The sequence below is a fragment of the Streptomyces sp. HUAS YS2 genome, from assembly GCF_033343995.1.
Classification (GTDB): Bacteria; Actinomycetota; Actinomycetes; order Streptomycetales; family Streptomycetaceae; genus Streptomyces; species Streptomyces solicathayae.
On sequence record NZ_CP137573.1, the window covers coordinates 6,050,261 to 6,065,611 of the forward strand.

At 74.4% G+C, this 15,351-nt stretch carries 16 protein-coding genes; 11 read left to right on the forward strand and 5 right to left on the reverse strand.

Annotated elements, in window-relative coordinates; genetic code table 11:
- Window positions 1–114 precede the first annotated feature (114 nt).
- From R2D22_RS28005 to R2D22_RS28015, 3 genes are all read left to right on the forward strand, one after another.
- The gene (locus R2D22_RS28005) at window positions 115–1,053 is read left to right on the forward strand and encodes a PAC2 family protein (protein ID WP_318107466.1); all 939 of its coding nucleotides are present in this window, start codon (window positions 115–117) and stop codon (window positions 1,051–1,053) included.
- A gap of 122 nt (window positions 1,054–1,175) precedes the next feature.
- On the forward strand, window positions 1,176–1,781 hold the full coding sequence (gene coaE / locus R2D22_RS28010) for a dephospho-CoA kinase (protein WP_318107467.1): 606 nt from the start codon (window positions 1,176–1,178) through the stop codon (window positions 1,779–1,781).
- Window positions 1,782–1,901: 120 nt separating this feature from the next.
- Window positions 1,902–2,270 (forward strand): tetratricopeptide repeat protein, encoded by a 369-nt coding sequence (locus tag R2D22_RS28015; protein WP_318107468.1) that lies wholly within the window; start codon window positions 1,902–1,904, stop codon window positions 2,268–2,270.
- A gap of 1 nt (window position 2,271) precedes the next feature.
- On the opposite strand, the gene R2D22_RS28020 is transcribed toward R2D22_RS28015, so the two are convergent.
- The gene (locus R2D22_RS28020; RefSeq protein ID WP_318107469.1) at window positions 2,272–2,547 is read right to left on the reverse strand and encodes a DUF6343 family protein; all 276 of its coding nucleotides are present in this window, start codon (window positions 2,545–2,547) and stop codon (window positions 2,272–2,274) included.
- A 138-nt stretch (window positions 2,548–2,685) separates the two neighbouring features.
- Here R2D22_RS28020 and R2D22_RS28025 point away from each other — a divergent pair, with 138 nt between their 5' ends.
- From R2D22_RS28025 to R2D22_RS28040, 4 genes are all read left to right on the forward strand, one after another.
- The gene (locus tag R2D22_RS28025; RefSeq protein WP_318107470.1) at window positions 2,686–3,789 is read left to right on the forward strand and encodes an ADP-ribosylglycohydrolase family protein; all 1,104 of its coding nucleotides are present in this window, start codon (window positions 2,686–2,688) and stop codon (window positions 3,787–3,789) included.
- A gap of 93 nt (window positions 3,790–3,882) precedes the next feature.
- Window positions 3,883–4,332 carry a DoxX family protein gene (locus tag R2D22_RS28030; RefSeq protein WP_318107471.1) on the forward strand — a complete coding sequence of 150 codons (450 nt, stop codon included), beginning with the start codon at window positions 3,883–3,885 and terminating at the stop codon, window positions 4,330–4,332.
- 7 nt (window positions 4,333–4,339) lie between these two features.
- The gene (locus tag R2D22_RS28035) at window positions 4,340–5,239 is read left to right on the forward strand and encodes a helix-turn-helix domain-containing protein (RefSeq protein ID WP_318107472.1); all 900 of its coding nucleotides are present in this window, start codon (window positions 4,340–4,342) and stop codon (window positions 5,237–5,239) included.
- A gap of 85 nt (window positions 5,240–5,324) precedes the next feature.
- Complete coding sequence (locus R2D22_RS28040) at window positions 5,325–6,719, forward strand: alpha/beta fold hydrolase (RefSeq protein WP_318107473.1); 1,395 nt, start codon at window positions 5,325–5,327, stop codon at window positions 6,717–6,719.
- 94 nt (window positions 6,720–6,813) lie between these two features.
- Here R2D22_RS28040 and R2D22_RS28045 read toward each other — a convergent pair whose 3' ends face one another.
- Window positions 6,814–7,152: a hypothetical protein gene (locus tag R2D22_RS28045; protein ID WP_318107474.1), complete on the reverse strand. Its 339-nt coding sequence runs from the start codon at window positions 7,150–7,152 to the stop codon at window positions 6,814–6,816.
- A 193-nt stretch (window positions 7,153–7,345) separates the two neighbouring features.
- Between R2D22_RS28045 and R2D22_RS28050 the strand changes: the two genes are divergently transcribed.
- On the forward strand, window positions 7,346–10,177 hold the full coding sequence (locus R2D22_RS28050) for a DEAD/DEAH box helicase (RefSeq protein ID WP_318107475.1): 2,832 nt from the start codon (window positions 7,346–7,348) through the stop codon (window positions 10,175–10,177).
- Window positions 10,174–11,463, forward strand: a complete 1,290-nt coding sequence (locus R2D22_RS28055) for an SWIM zinc finger family protein (RefSeq protein ID WP_318107476.1) — start codon at window positions 10,174–10,176, stop codon at window positions 11,461–11,463. Before R2D22_RS28050 ends, R2D22_RS28055 begins: the two co-directional genes overlap by 4 nt.
- Here R2D22_RS28055 and R2D22_RS28060 read toward each other — a convergent pair.
- On the reverse strand, window positions 11,450–12,016 hold the full coding sequence (locus R2D22_RS28060) for an HAD domain-containing protein (protein WP_318107477.1): 567 nt from the start codon (window positions 12,014–12,016) through the stop codon (window positions 11,450–11,452). The two genes, R2D22_RS28055 and R2D22_RS28060, sit on opposite strands and share 14 nt — an antisense overlap.
- A gap of 215 nt (window positions 12,017–12,231) precedes the next feature.
- On the opposite strand from R2D22_RS28060, the gene R2D22_RS28065 reads away from it, so the two are divergent.
- Window positions 12,232–13,026, forward strand: coding sequence for a chaplin (locus R2D22_RS28065; RefSeq protein WP_318107478.1), 795 nt, complete (start codon window positions 12,232–12,234; stop codon window positions 13,024–13,026).
- 132 nt (window positions 13,027–13,158) lie between these two features.
- Here the strand turns inward: R2D22_RS28065 and R2D22_RS28070 are convergent, their stop codons facing one another.
- Window positions 13,159–13,815, reverse strand: a complete 657-nt coding sequence (locus R2D22_RS28070; RefSeq protein WP_318107479.1) for a DUF2293 domain-containing protein — start codon at window positions 13,813–13,815, stop codon at window positions 13,159–13,161.
- Between the two features lie 11 nt (window positions 13,816–13,826).
- Window positions 13,827–14,315 carry a hypothetical protein gene (locus tag R2D22_RS28075; protein WP_318107480.1) on the reverse strand — a complete coding sequence of 163 codons (489 nt, stop codon included), beginning with the start codon at window positions 14,313–14,315 and terminating at the stop codon, window positions 13,827–13,829.
- 53 nt (window positions 14,316–14,368) lie between these two features.
- Between R2D22_RS28075 and R2D22_RS28080 the strand changes: the two genes are divergently transcribed.
- Window positions 14,369–15,103: a DUF7873 family protein gene (locus R2D22_RS28080; protein ID WP_318107481.1), complete on the forward strand. Its 735-nt coding sequence runs from the start codon at window positions 14,369–14,371 to the stop codon at window positions 15,101–15,103.
- Window positions 15,104–15,351: the final 248 nt, after the last annotated feature.

The window sequence follows — 15,351 nt, forward strand, 5'->3', positions numbered from 1 at the left end:
TTCGTCCGGGAGGCGGGCCTCTGTCGTGTGTCCGGCGCGAAACCCTCGCGGCGAGGGGAATGCACCCCCTGTGACCGGCGTTGACACGTACGGACACGAGGAGGAGCGGTAATCGTGCTTGATCCCCAGGATTTGTACGAGTGGGACGCGAAGGGTCTGGCCGTCGTCGACATGGCGCTGGCGCAGGAGTCGGCCGGACTGGTCATGCTGTACCACTTCGACGGATACATCGACGCGGGTGAGGCCGGTGAGCAGATCGTCGACCGGATCCTCGACACCCTGCCGCACCAGGTCGTCGCCCGCTTCGACCACGACCGGCTGGTCGACTACCGCGCCCGCCGGCCCCTGCTGACCTTCCGCCGCGACCGCTGGACGGCCTACGAGACCCCCGCCATCGAGGTGCGTCTCGTCCAGGACGCCACCGGCGCGCCGTTCCTGATGCTCTCCGGACCCGAGCCGGACGTCGAATGGGAGCGTTTCGCGCTCGCCGTCCGGCAGATGGTGGAGCGCCTCGGCGTGCGGCTCGCGGTGAACTTCCACGGCATCCCCATGGGCGTCCCGCACACCCGCCCCGTCGGCCTGACCCCGCACGGCAACCGCACCGACCTCATGCCCGGCCACCGCAGCCCCTTCGACGAGGCCCAGGTGCCCGGCAGCGCCGAGTCCCTGCTCGAGTTCCGGCTGACGGAGGCCGGGCACGACACGCTCGGCGTCGCCGCGCACGTGCCGCACTACGTCGCCCGCTCGGCCTACCCGGACGCCGCGCTGACCGCCCTGGAGGCGATCACCGCCGCGACCGGTCTGGTCCTGCCCGGTGTGGCGCACGCCCTGCGGACCGAGGCGCAGCGCACCCAGACCGAGATCGAGCGCCAGATCGGCGAGGGGGACGAGGAGCTCGTGTCCCTGGTCCAGGGCCTCGAGCACCAGTACGACGCCATGGCCGGCGCCGAGACCCGTGGCAACCTGGTCGCCGAGCCCGTCGACCTGCCGTCCGCGGACGAGATCGGCCGCGAGTTCGAGCGCTTCCTCGCGGAACGCGAGGGCGAGGCCTGAGCCGCCCCATGCCTGAGGGCCCCAAGCCCGAGTTGCCCCAGCCTGGGACGCCTCTGCCTGAGGCGCCCCAGGCCTGAGGGCCCCGTTCACCCGGTCGCACACCCCCGTCTAAGCTGCCGCTCATGCTGAAAGTGGGCCTCACCGGCGGAATCGGCGCCGGCAAGAGCGAAGTGTCGCGGCTGTTCGTCTCGTACGGGGCCGTACTGATCGACGCCGACAAGATCGCCCGGGAGGTCGTCGAGCCCGGCACCCCCGGTCTCGCGGCGATCGTCGAGGCGTTCGGCGAGGGCGTCCTCACCGCCGAGGGCACCCTGGACCGGCCGAAGCTCGGCTCGCTGGTCTTCGCCGACGCCGAGCGGCTGGCCACGCTCAACGCCATCGTCCACCCGCTGGTCGGCGCCCGATCGGCGGAGCTGGAGCGACTGGCCGGCCCGGAGGACGTCGTCGTCCACGACGTGCCGCTGCTCGCCGAGAACGGCCTCGCCCCGCTGTACGACCTCGTGGTCGTCGTCGACGCGTCCGCCGGGACCCGGCTCGACCGGCTGGTCCGGATCCGGGGCATGTCGGAGGAGGAGGCCCGGAACCGGATGGCCGCCCAGGCCACCGCCGAGCAGCGGCGTGCCGTCGCCGATCTCGTCATCGACAACGACGGGCCGCTGGACGCGCTGGAGCCGCAGGTCCGCAAGGTCTGGGAGCAGCTGCGGGAACGGGCCGCGGAAAGCCGGTAGGCCGCCGCACCTTCGCGCGCCGAACGGGGTAGGGATCGTGGCGGGCCGGGCGGTGCCGCGTACGGAATACCGCCGCCGGACCGGACGTTGCACCACCCGGAGCGAGGGAAGGATGTCAGCGTGGCCCAACCGAACCCGGAGACCCACGTCATCGCCTTCCGCGCGGCCGAGCAGTTGCTCGACGCTCGGGACCCGCGCGGCGCGATCAAGCTGCTCGACACCGTCATCGCCGCCCATCCCGAGAGCCGGTCGGCCCGTCTCCTGCGGGCGCGCGCCTATTTCGCGTCCGCGCAACTGAGGGCGGCGGAGCGCGAGTTCCAGCACATCGTGGACCGCGAGCCGGACAACGCCTTCGCGCACTTCGCGCTCGCCCGCACCTTCCAGCGCGCCGGACGACCGGAGCAGGCGACCCGGCACTTCCGGCTCGCGGCCGCGCTCGACCCCAAGCCCGAGTACCTGGAGAAGGCCGGGTTCGACACGGCGGAGTGAGTCACCGGCGCCGTCCGTCGCCGCCGTGGTCGGGTTCGTACGGGGGGATGTCGCGGCCCGGCTGGTAGTGCGCGCCCTGGTGGATGTGGCGCAGGACCATGACCATGTCGACGGCCACCACCACGAACAGCACCCCGCAGGCCGTCGCCCAGCCGGTGCTGCCGAGCAGCGCGAACACGGCCGTGCCGAAGGCGGCCCAGAGCAGACCCCATAGACTCAGCCAGAACCGCATCCGCAGCGGGCTGCGTGCGGTCACCGGCTCATTCCCGGTGCGCATGACGGTCGCACCTCCTCGCGAGGCCACGAGGGCCTACTGAGGATGTACCCCCGTCGTCGACGTTCACCGGTACCGAACGAAGTGGGGGCGGATGTGGACGGCTGGTCCTGGCGGGGCGGGAGCTGGCAGGAGACCGCGGTGCGCCGCTCCCGAGTGCGCGGCTGTCTCCTGGGCGGCGCGATCGGGGACGCGCTCGGCAACCCGGTCGAGTTCCTCTCCCTGGACGGGATCCGGCGTGCGTACGGCGAGCGCGGCGTCACCGGCATGGTGCCGGACGGGGACGGGGTCACCGGCCGCGTCACCGACGACACGCAGATGACGCTGTTCACCGCGGAGGGCCTGATCAGGGCGCACGCGCGGGGCACAGCCAAGGGCATCGGCGGGGCGGAGACCACGTGCCTCCTGCACGCGTACCGGCGCTGGCTCGACACGCAGAACCACCCCGCCCCGCCCGTGCGCGGCGGCGACGACGTCGTCCGTACGGGCTGGCTGCGCACCCAGCCCTGGCTGTACGCGCGCCGCGCACCGGGCAACGCCTGCCTGACCGGGATCGCCGCGCGGCACGTCCCCGCCCCGTCGGCCGCGCCGGGGGAGCCCGGGCCGGTCAACCCGGAGTCGAAGGGGTGCGGCAGCGTCATGCGGTCCGCGCCGTTCGGGCTGACCGGCGGGAGCCCGTCCCGGGCGTTCGAGCGCGCCGCGGCGGCCTCCCGGATCACCCACGGCCACCCGACGGCGTCCGCTTCCGCGGGGGCGTTCGCGGCGGTCGTGGCGTACCTGCTCCAGGGCGAATCCGGGCCGGCGGCGGTGCTACGGGCGATGGACCTGCTGCGGCGGCACGCCGGGCACGAGGAGACGACGGCGGCGCTGCGGGCCGCCGTGGACCTGGCGGCCGCTCCCGGCGCGCCGAACGCGGAGCGGGTGGAGTCGCTGGGGGCCGGCTGGGTCGCCGAGGAGGCGCTCGCCATCGCCGTGTACTGCTTCCTCGCACCGGCCGACTCCGTGGCCGAGGCCCTGCTGCTCTCGGTGAACCACTCCGGGGACAGCGACTCCACGGGCTCGCTCTGCGGGAACCTGCTGGGCGCCGCGCACGGCGAGGTCCAACTGCCGCCGCAGTGGCTGACACTGACGGAGGGACGGGCGGTGATCGCCGAACTCGCCGACGACTTCAGCCTGCAGTTCGAGCACGGTGAGGTCGCGAACGGGATGCCGGTGCACTCCTTCGACCGCTACCCGGCCAACTGATCGGAGAAAGTCGCCCGGGGAGCGATGAGTTGGCGACGGCCGCACCGTCTACCTCTGTGAAAGCGAACGCAACGCCGACACGAGGAGCACACGATGACCGCCCTGACCCCCGAGACCACCGTCGCCTCCGCTCCCCTCACCGTTCCCGGGAAGCGCCTGAGCCGCCGCGCGGACATCTCCGTGCGCGTCCTGCAGATCGTCCTCGCCCTGTTCTTCGCGATCCCGAGCGCCTCGCCGAAGCTGGTCGGCCACGCCTCCGCCGCGGAGGGCTTCGACAAGATCGGCTGGGGCGACTGGTTCATGTACACGATCGGCGGGCTCGAACTGGCCGGGGCGATCGCGCTGGTGATCCCGGTCCTGTCGAGCGTGGCGGCAACGGCCCTGATCGGGCTGATGGTCGGGGCGTTCGTCTTCACGCTGACCTTCTTCGACGGACAGTTCTGGTTCACCCCGGTGATCTTCGCGGTGCTGCTGGCCGTCGTGGCCTGGAACCGCCGGGAGCAGAACGCCCGCCTGTTCGCCCTGCTGTCGCGCCGGGCATGACCCCGCCATGGAGGAGACCGGAAGGCGCCCGTGGACCGCGTGCGGAACGGCGGAGCTGCTGCGCAGCGAAGTCGTCCGCTCGCGACGCGGCGCCCACTGCGGCCGCATCGAGGCCGCCGGGATCACCGTCGTCGACATCCTGTGCTGCGAGGACCGGACGTCGTTCGTCGGGCCCGGACAACAGGAGGAGCACTGCGTGGTCCTCACCCGTTCCGGCGGCTATCTGCGGCGGGTGGCGGGTGAGGAGTTCTTCGTCGACGCGACCGGCGGCTACCTGACCGCCCCGGGCGACGAGCACCACGTCGCCCACCCGGTCGGACCCGGCGACCGGTCCACCGACATCCGGATCGGCCCGCAGCTGTACGCCGACCGGTTCGACGGCCCCCGCACCTCCCGCCGGCTCACCGTCAGCGGCGCCGCCGATCTGCGGCACCGGGCCCTGCTGGCCGCCGCCCGGCGCGGCGCGGAGACCTTCGAACTGGCCGAGCGGATCCACCTGCTGCTCGACGAACTCGCCGCCACGGCCGGCCGGTGGAGCCCCGACAGCCCCGCCCGCCGGAGCACGGTACGCGTCCACCAGCGCCTCGTACGGGACACCTGCGCCGTCCTGGCGGGCGGGATCCCGGCGCTGCTCCTGCCCCTGGAGGACCTGGCCCGCGCGGTCGGCGTCTCGCCCCACCACCTCAGCCGGGTCTTCCACGCCGTCACCGGTACCACCCTGACGCGCTACCGCAACGAACTGCGCGTCCGTGGAGTCCTCCAGCAACTGGAGGAGGGCCACGACGGCCTGCGGACCCTCGCCGCCGCGTACGGATTCGCCGACCAGGCCCATCTGACCCGGACCTGCCGCACCCATACGGGTCATCTCCCCAGCGCCGTACGGCGACTTCTCGCCGATCGCGCATGAATCTTCAACGCCGCGGAAGCGGGCGGGCCCCACGATGTCGGTGATCCGACCGACGACTTCGAGCGTTCACCCCGGGGGACCGACGATGACCCTGCTCACCAGAGCCGGCGTGGCACTGGCGACCGTCCTGACCGCCGTCGCGTGCGCCGGCGCCGCGCCGGCCGGCGCCGCCCGGACGTCCGGACTGCCCGGCGGCGACGCCGGCGCACCCGTCCTGACCGGCCACCGCCCCTGCCCGGGGCAGCCCGACGTGACCTGCGCCGACCTGACCGTGCCGCTCGACCGCACCGGGAAGCAGCCGGGCACGCTCACCCTGCGCACGGCCGTGTACGGCCCGGCCGACGCGCCCCGTGGCACGCTGCTCTTCCTCACCGGCGGGCCGGGCCAGCCCGGAGTGCCGTACGTGGCGCGGATGCGGGAGCGGCTCCCCGAGGCGCTCGCCGAGTACCGGCTCGTGATGATCGACCAGCGCGGCACCGGCACCGGGGCGATCGACTGCCCCGACCTCCAGAAGCAGGTCGGCGGCAGCGACACCGTCGCCCCGACACCGGACGCGGTGCGCGCCTGCGCCGGGCTCCTCGGCGAGAAGCGGAACTTCTACACGACCGCCGACACCGTCGCCGACCTCGAGGACCTGCGCCGGGCCCTGCACCTGCCGTCCTGGACCCTCGACGGCGTCTCGTACGGCACCTTCACCGCCGGCCAGTACGCCCTGCGGCACCCCGGCCGGGTGCGCAGGCTCGTCCTGGACTCCGTCGTCCCGCTCGACGGCGCGGGCGTCCTCTACGAGGACGCGATGCGCCACTCCGCCTGGGTGCTGCGCACCGCCTGCCGGGAGCAGAGCTGCGGCTTCGACCCGGCGAAGGACCTCGCCGCGGTCGTCCGCCGCGACGGCAACGGCGTCGGCGTGTTCAACCTGCTGGTGATCGCCAGCATCGTCGACCCGAAGCTCGACGACCCCAGGTTCCGCATCCTCGACGCGCTGCACGCCTCGGCGGGCGGCGACCGCGCACCGCTCGACCGGCTGGTCGCCGGGTTCGCCGACCCGGGCGGCGAACCGGCCGAGGACTTCAGCTCCGGCCTGCACGCGGCCACCCTGTGCGCCGACTCGGCCTGGCCCTGGGGCGACTCCGCCGCGCCCGTCGAAGGCCGGGAGAAGGCCCTGGCCCGGGCGGTGCGGGCGATCCGGCCGGCCGACGTGTGGCCCTTCGAACGGCGGACGGCGGGTGAGCAGGGCATCCCGCGGACGTGCCTGCCCTGGCCGTCCTCGCGCCCGCTCCCGGCCACACCCGACGGGCCGCTGACCATGCCGGTCCTGCTGCTGGCCGGCGACCGCGACCTGTCGACGCCGATGACGTGGGCCCGGCAGGTCGCGGCCCGGACCCCGCGGGCCGAACTGGTCGTCGTCCCGGGCTCCGGCCACTCCACACAGAGCCGCGGCGACGGTGCCCGCGCGGCCCAGGACTTCCTGTTGCGCTAGCCGCGCGGCGGGAGGGTGGTAAGGCGACGGCGCGTCGCGCCCGGGACGGGGGTCCGGGTGCGGCGCGCCGTCGTGTCCGGCGGGCGTGCGCGGGTCAGTGGACGACCGTGTAGCTGCGCCAGGGCAGCGATCCGGGCGCGATGGAGTCGCTGGTGTTGGTCGCCACGTAGATGGGGTCCTTGCCCTGACAGTTCCGGGTCCGGTACAGGATGATGTCGTTCAGTGTGCGGTTCTCGATCCTCGGCACGCCGGACGGCGCAAGCAGCCTGTGGCAGCCGTTCACGGACGGGCTGGTCTGCGTGATCACGAACTCGCGTTCGGTCTCGTACGTGAGCGTGCCCACCGCGGTGCGACCGAGGCTGGAGCAGCCCGTGGCGGCGAGGGACAGGAGCACGGCCGCGGCGGCGATGCCGAGGCGCCGGTTGGGGAGCATGGCGGATCCTCGTCTGTACGGGTCGGTACGGCGGGGGCGGTGGCACTGTTCCCGCCACCATCCCGCGCGCCGCACCCCCTGTCATCCGATGCTGGGCCGCCCGGGCGACGCCGCGCCGACGCCGGTTGTCAGACCTCGCCCGTAAGGTCGGAGATCCAGTCGGAATCCGTCGCGGAGGGGAGGTGACCAGGTCGTGGGCCACGCATGGCACCGCCACGCCGCCGTCTTCCTGCCCGCCGCCCTGCCCCGCGAGGGGCGGATCGCCTTCTGGTCGCCCGACGGAGAGCCGCTGCCGGAGCCCCCGGAGGGGGCCGGTGCGCGCGCCGAGATCACCGTCGTACGGCGGCACGGCAACGGCGCCCGCGGCCGGACCGTCTCCGCCGTCGTCCTGCCCGTCGACGCGGCCCTGCCGCATCTGGTCGCCGCCCGGCGCCACCCGGCCGCCCACCCCGCCGCCGCGTGCTGGGGCGCCGCCGCCCTGCACGCACTGCAGCTCACCGCGCGGGGCAGGCTGCTGCCCGGGCTCACCGTCGACGATCTCGACGCCTGGCGGGCGGGCCCGCTGGACCCGGACGACATCGCCCACCTCCGGGCCGTCGCCGCGGCCATGCCGTACGAGGCCCACGCCGTGCCCGTGCCGGGGACCGGTCCGCTTCGGGTGCCCGACCCCGAGGCGCTGGTCCGGGCCTTCCTCGACGCCGTCGCCGACACCCTGCCCCGCACCCCGGCTGCCCCGCACGCGGCCGGCCGGCCGTTCGCCGCCCGGGAGCCGCAGCATCTCCCCGGGGCCCGGGCCTGGGCGGCGGAGGCCGCGGCCGGCATGGACGCCGGGGTCCGCGTCTCGCTCCGCCTCGACCTGTCCGGGTACGAACTCTTCGACGTCTCCGAGGAGGGCGGCGAGGAACGGCAGGCCGCCGCCGCGCTGCTCCAGGTGCACAGCCTCGCCGACCCCACGCTCGTCATCGACGCCGCCGCCCTGTGGGCCGGGGACGGCGACGAGCACTTCGGGCCGCGCGCCCGGATCGACGCCGTCCTCGCGCTGCGCCGCGCCGCCCGGGTCTGGCCGCCGCTCGGGCGGCTCCTGGAGCGCGACGTCCCCGACGTTCTGGCCGTCACCGAGGACGAGCTGTACGAACTCCTCGGCCCGGCCGCCGCCCGGCTCGCCGACGCCGGCGTCGCCGTGCACTGGCCTCGCGAACTGGCCCGCTCGCTCACCGCCACCGCGGTCGTCCGCCCCGCCCGCTCCGCGCCCGGCTCCGCCACCGACGGCAGCTCGTTCTTCGACAGCGAGGAACTGCTTCGCTTCAACTGGCAGCTGGCCCTGGACGGCGACCCGCTGACCGAACGGGAGATGGACGCGCTCGCCGAGTCGCACCGCCCCGTCGTCCGGCTCCGCGACCAGTGGGTGGTCGTCGACCCGGCCCTCGTCCGCAAGGCCCGCAAGCGCGAACTGGGCCTGCTGGAACCGGCGGACGCGCTCGCCGTCGCCCTCACCGGCGCCGCCGAGATCGACGGCGAGACCGTGCCCGCCGTGCCCGTCGGCGCCCTCGCGGCCCTGCGGGACCGCCTCGTCGGCGGGCCCGAGGCGATCGCCCCGCCGCCCGGACTCGACGCCACCCTGCGCGACTACCAGTTGCGCGGCCTCGCCTGGCTGGACCTGATGACCTCGCTGGGCCTCGGCGGCTGCCTCGCCGACGACATGGGCCTCGGCAAGACCGTCACGCTGATCGCCCTGCACCTGCGCCGCGCCCGCCGCGCCCCCACCCTCGTCGTCTGCCCGACCTCGCTCCTCGGCAACTGGCAGCGGGAGGTACAGCGGTTCGCCCCCGGAGTCCCGGTCCGGCGTTTCCACGGCGTCGATCGCTCCCTCGACGGCCTCGACGGCGGCTTCGTGCTCACCACGTACGGCACCATGCGCACCAGCGCGCCCCGACTGGCCGAGCAGGAGTGGGGGATGGTCGTCGCCGACGAGGCGCAGCACGTCAAGAACCCCTTCTCCGCGACGGCCAAGGCGCTGCGGACCATCCCCGCGCCCGCCCGGGTCGCCCTCACCGGCACCCCCGTGGAGAACAACCTCTCCGAACTGTGGGCACTGCTCGACTGGACCACCCCCGGACTCCTCGGCCCGCTCAAGGCGTTCCGCGCCCGGCACGCCCGGGCCGTGGAGAACAACGAGGAGATCGAGCACCAGGAGGCCGTCGAGCGCCTCGCCCGGCTCGTCCGGCCGTTCCTGCTGCGCCGCCGCAAGTCCGACCCCGGGATCGTGCCCGAGCTGCCGCCCAAGACCGAGTCCGACCACCCCGTGGCCCTCACCCGCGAACAGGCCTCGCTGTACGAGGCGGTGGTGCGCGAGACCATGGCGCAGATCGAGGGCGCCGAGGGCATCGCCCGCCGCGGCCTCGTGATGAAGCTGCTCACCTCGCTCAAACAGGTCTGCAACCACCCCGCCCAGTACCTGAAGGAGACCGCCGGCCGCGGCGGCCACCGCCTCGCCGGCCGCTCCGGGAAGCTCGCCCTGCTCGACGAACTCCTCGACACGATCCTCGCCGAGGGCGGCTCGGTCCTGGTGTTCACCCAGTACGTCGCGATGGCGCGGCTGCTCTCCGACCACCTCGCAGCCCGCGCGATCCCGAGCCAACTCCTGCACGGCGGCACCCCGGTCGCCGAGCGGGAGCGGATGGTCGACCGCTTCCAGTCCGGCGAGGTGCCGGTGTTCCTGCTGTCTCTCAAGGCCGCCGGCACCGGGCTCAACCTGACCCGGGCCGGCCATGTCGTGCACTTCGACCGCTGGTGGAACCCGGCCGTGGAGGACCAGGCCACCGACCGCGCCTACCGCATCGGGCAGACGCAGCCGGTGCAGGTCCACCGGCTCGTCGCCGAGGGCACGGTGGAGGACCGCATCGCCGAACTGCTCCGCTCCAAGAAGGCGCTCGCCGACGCCGTCCTCGGCTCCGGCGAGGCCGCCCTCACCGAGCTGACCGACCGCGAACTGGCCGACCTGGTGTCCCTGAGGAGGCCGTCGTGAACCGCCCCCGCGTTCCCGCCGGCGGTCCCGGAAGCGGCCCGGCCGCCCGCCACGACGACCGGCGCCGGACCTTCCCTGCGGTGCCCCCGCGCGCCGCTCCCGACGGCCGGTTCGCCGCCACCTGGTGGGGCAACGCCTGGGTGGAGGCCCTGGAGGACACCGCCCTCGATCCGGCCCGGCTCGCCCGCGGCCGGGCGTACGCGGGCCGCGGCCAGGTCGACGCGATCACTGTCACGCCCGGCCGGGTCGTCGCGTACGTGCACGGCAGCCGGCCCCGCCCGTACCGCACCGAGATCCGGCTCCGCACGCTCGGCGACGACGGCTGGGAACGGTTCCTCGACGCGGCCGCGGCCCGCCCCGACCACATCGCCGCCCTGCTCGACAAGGACGTGCCGCACGCCCTCGCGGCCGTCGCCGACCTGCTGCCCGCGCCCGGGGACCTGATCCCCGACTGCTCCTGCCCCGACGACGGCTTCCCGTGCAAGCACGCCGCCGCCCTCTGCTACCAGGCGTCCCGGCTGCTCGACGAGGACCCGTTCGTCCTGTTCCTGATGCGCGGCCGCGGCGAGCAGGAGATCCTCGCCGCGCTGACCCGGCGCAACGCGGCCCGGTCCGCCGCCGAGGCCACGACCGCCGCACCGGCGATGCCGACCCTCCCCGCCCGCGACGCGCTGCCCCCGCGCACCGGGGGACGCGCACTGCCGCCGCTGCCCGAGCCGTTGCCCGCCCCCGTACAGCCGGGCCGGCCACCCGTGCCCCCGCCCGACCGTCACGCCCCCGACCCTCTGGCGCTCGACCTGCTGGCCACCGAGGCCGCCGCCCGCGCGCACGCCTTCCTGACCACCGGACAGGACCCGGTGGCCGCGCTCACGCCCTGGCAGGACGCCGTCCGGCTGGCCGCCGCGCACCCCGGCTCCGGCCTGACGGCCTCCACCCGCGCGCTCTACCGCGACCTCGCGGCGGCCCTGGACCGCACCCCGACCGACCTGGCCCGTGCCGTCGCCGCCTGGCGGCAGGGCGGTCCCGCCGGCCTCGCGGTCCTCGAAGAACCCTGGGACCCGCCCGCCGGACCCTTCGACCGGGCCAGACCGGCGCTGCTCGCCGCCGACCTGCCGGCCTTCCGGCCCTGGCGCAACCGGCTGTCCGGCCGCACGCTCCAGCTCCGCCTCGGCCGCGACGGCCTCTGGTACGGCTACGAGTCGGACGCCGACCGCGAGGACTGGTGGCCCCGCGGCACCCCGGACGCCGACCCCGTCGGCGCTCTCACCGCGCTCATGGGCCGCTGACGCCGCGGGGCACGCCCCGGCCGTGCTCCTCGGCCCAGCGCGTCAGCGTCAGGAAGTCGCTCTCCCGCAGCCCCTGCCGCGGATGGATCCGCAGCAGCAGCGCCGGGGCGTCGTGGCGGGCCGCCACGTACGTCTCGTCGCGTCGCGTGATCATGTCGTCGACCCAGGCGAAGGGCCGCCCCGCCGCCCATTCGAGCAGTGGCCGGGTCTTCCAGTAGAGGCCGTCCGTGTCGGTGGCGAACGGCTCGGGCCACTCGATGACGGGCAGGTCCGTCGGCAGCCCGACGACCGGGGCGATCATCTCGTTCGCCTCGTGCATCCAGGTGGTGGCCCAGGCCAGTTCGAAGGGCAGCGCCGTCAGCCGCGGCCCGTGCGCCGGGTTGAGCACCACCTTCAGGCCGCGCCGGAGCCTGCGGGACCCGGGGGTCTGCCGGGACGACCAGTCGGACGGCCGGAACCGGTGCGCGGTGTAGCCGCGCAGCCGGGGGAACCGGGCCGCGTAGGGGTTCAGCGGGCCGTCGACGTCAAGGAGGAGGAGCGGACGGTCGGTCATGGGGGAGCGTTACCCCGAACGGCCGCGGACAGTCCCCGCGCGGCCCCCGACCGGCCCGTCCTGGCAAGGCGGCGACCCGCAAGGGTGCCCCGCGGGTTTCGAAGTCATGCCACCCGATGGGGTGAAACGAGCGACGGGGCTGATCCGGGGGCCTGCGTTGGGCGTTATTTCCGGTACGGGCGCATGCCCGTCACACCTCCGGAAGGCAGGAAGCCATGAGGCAGATTCGCCGAAGTGGTCTGGCCACACTGATGGTCACGGGCGGCGCGCTCGCCCTCACGGCGGGCTACGCGCACGCCGACTCGGCCGCGGAAGGCGCCGCCGTCGGTTCACCGGGAGTCGGCTCCGGCAACACGGTGCAGCTGCCGGTGCACGTCCCGGTCAACGTCTGCGGGAACACCGTCAACGTCGTCGGCGCGCTCAATCCGGCCGCCGGCAACCGCTGCGCGAACGGTTCCGGCGGCTCCGACGCGGCGAGCGGCTCGCAGGGCGCCGGGTCCCACAAGGATCAGCCGGGTACCCCCCGGGCCGGCGGCGGCCGGAACGGCGGCGGCGCCAACGGCGGGTCGCACGCCGGCGGGACGAACGGCGGCGGGACGAACGGCGGCGGTTCGTCGAACAGTGGTGGCGCGACCGCCGAAGGCATCGCGAAGGGCTCGCCCGGAGTGCTCTCGGGCAACCTGGTCCAGCTGCCCGTCCACCTCCCCGTGAACGTCAGCGGCAACTCGGTCAACGTCGTCGGCATCGGCAACCCCGCGTTCGGCAACACCTCGACCAACGGGCCGCTCACCCCCGAGCACCCCGAGCCCAACCCGCCCGGGAAGCCGGCCACGCCCGCCCCGGGCGAGAGCGTCGCCAAGCCGCCGGCCCACGCGCCGCAGGCCGACTCCGTGGCGCTCGCCGAGACCGGCGCGAACATCGCCGGTTACGGGATCCCCGCGAGCGCGGCCCTGCTGCTGGGCGGCGCGATCCTGTACCGCAGGTCCCGGTCGGCCGGCGTGCGCGCCTGAGCGACCCTCACCGGTACGCCCTCACCGGTACGCCCGCGCCGGGGCGCGCCCGCCGGTGAGCCGCGGCCCTTCCGGCCGCCGCTCCCGCCCGCGCCCGGCGCCGAGCCGCGTCCCCACCGGGACGGCCCGCGCTCACCCCCGCCAGGCCCGGAGCACCGCCTCGATGGCCGGTGCCACCCTCGTCCGGGCCTGGTGCCGGGGCACGCCCCGCATCAACAACGCGTCGTAGTCCGTGTCGACATGCCGTACGGACGCCCGTACCGCCGCCGTGACCGCGCCCCGCTCCAGCGCCCGGCCGGCCGCCGTACGCCCCACCCGCCCGCTGCCCCGCTGCGAGGCGTGCGCCGCGACCTCCGCCACCCGGTCCTCCGGGCAGCGCGGGAAGAGCCGCCGGATCTCGGCGGCCAGCGTCTCCCGCACCTGCACGTCCTGCGCGTCCCGCCGCACCGCGTCCCGCGCCCGCCGCCGCGCCCGCGCCTCGGCGTCGGCCAGGCAGGCCGCTTCCGCCCCGGCCAGGGCGGCCTCCTCGACCAGCAGGCCCTGCCGCTCGTACCGGGTCCGGCGCCGGTTGTGCCGTACCACCACGGCCCACAGCGCACTCGCCTCGCGGGCCCGGCGGGTGAGCGCCGTGTCGCCGCGCGGCAGGAACACCAGATGGCCGAGGTCGGCGCAGTCCAGACAGAGCGGAGCGTTGAACTCCAGCACCATCCGCTCCAGCGGCCCCGAGTGGCACTCGGAGCAGCGCCGGGCCCGCAGCGGCTCGACGACGACGGGTGCGACGAGGTCCATGGCAGCCTCCCTCAGCGGACTCCGGGCGCGGCCGCGGAGATGAACGACGAGATGGCCTCCTTGGCCTGCGCGCCGCGGCTCGCGCGGTCCTCCTCGTCGTTGGCCTCGTGGATGCCGTTCGTCACCTCGAAGGCGATCTCGGCCAGTTGACGGGTCTCCGGGTCGTCGCAGACCAGCTGGACCCGGAAGAGCGCCTGACTGGCGGCGCGGCGCCGCGCGTACGAGGCGTAGCGCGCCTCCTCCGCGGTCTCCGTGCCCGGCACCTCGAGCGCCCGGAACCATCGGTCGTTCTGGCTGTGCCGGTAGTCGACCAGCGCGCCCGCGAACGCGCTGTACGTGGCGATCCGTTCCTGGCGCAGCTGCTCGTCCCGGGCCAGCGTCGCCGTGCGCTCGGTGGCCCTGCTCTGGAACCAGTGCGTGGCGGCCACGCCGAGCAGGGTTCCGAGGACGGCTGTCAGCGCCGCGTCCATGTCCGCGTACTCCTTCGACTCGGTCGGCACGATCCTGCGATATTCGTTCGAGACGCCGTCCGCGAGCGCGTTATGGTCGCGACGTGGCAACGAAACTCAATCAGATCATCGCAGTGGAGAAGGGCGTCAAGTCCAAGGCGCAGCAGGACCTGACGGCTGCTCACCAGGGACTGCAGAAGCCGGCCCTGCTCGCGGGCATCGCCCGGACCTACCAGCCCAAGGACGAGGAGGGCGAGCAGCTGCCGCCCGAGTCGACGCTGGTGCAGCTGAAGGCCGAGGAGGTCCTGAAGGACACGGCCAGGACGCTCACCCGACTGTTCGATGTGACCGCCACCAAGGACTGGGCCAACTGCGAGGCGCGCGCCGACGTCGTCGTCGACGGCCGGGTCGTGATCGGCCAGACTCCCGTCTCGTATCTCCTGTTCCTGGAGAAGCAGTTGGCGGACCTGATGGCCTTCGTCCGCAGGCTTCCGGTGCTCGACGCGGCCGAGTCCTGGACGCAGGATCCGTCGACCGATGCCTGGAAGACCGAGGCGGTGCGCACCGTCCGGACGAAGAAGGTGCCGCGCAACCACGTGAAGGCCGAGGCCACGGAGAAGCACCCGGCCCAGGTCGAGGTGTACTACGAGGACGTGCCCGTCGGGTACTGGACGACGGTGAAGTTCTCCGGCGCGCTGCCCGCCCGCCGGGTGAACGAGCTGGTGGACCGGGTGGAGAAGCTCCAGCAGGCGGTGAAGTTCGCCCGCGAGGAGGCCAACGCCACCGAGGTCGCCGACCAGCGCGTGGGGGACGCCGTCTTCGGCTACCTGTTCGGGTAGCCTCATGAACTCCCCGGCCGTGCAAGGCGGTCGGGGTGCGCGAGGAGCGCAAAGCTGAAACTGAAGCTTGTCGTGAATCCGCGGCCCCGTCGAACGGGGGCGCGATCAGACTCAGACTCTTGCTCCAGACTCAGCATTCGCCGTTCATCGCCGGACGACCGGGCCCGGGCCCACACGCGTCGAAATGCTGGTTCGACTCCAGCCCGCGGAGCTCGATCTGCGGTGGTCCAAAGGTAGGACGCGGCGTC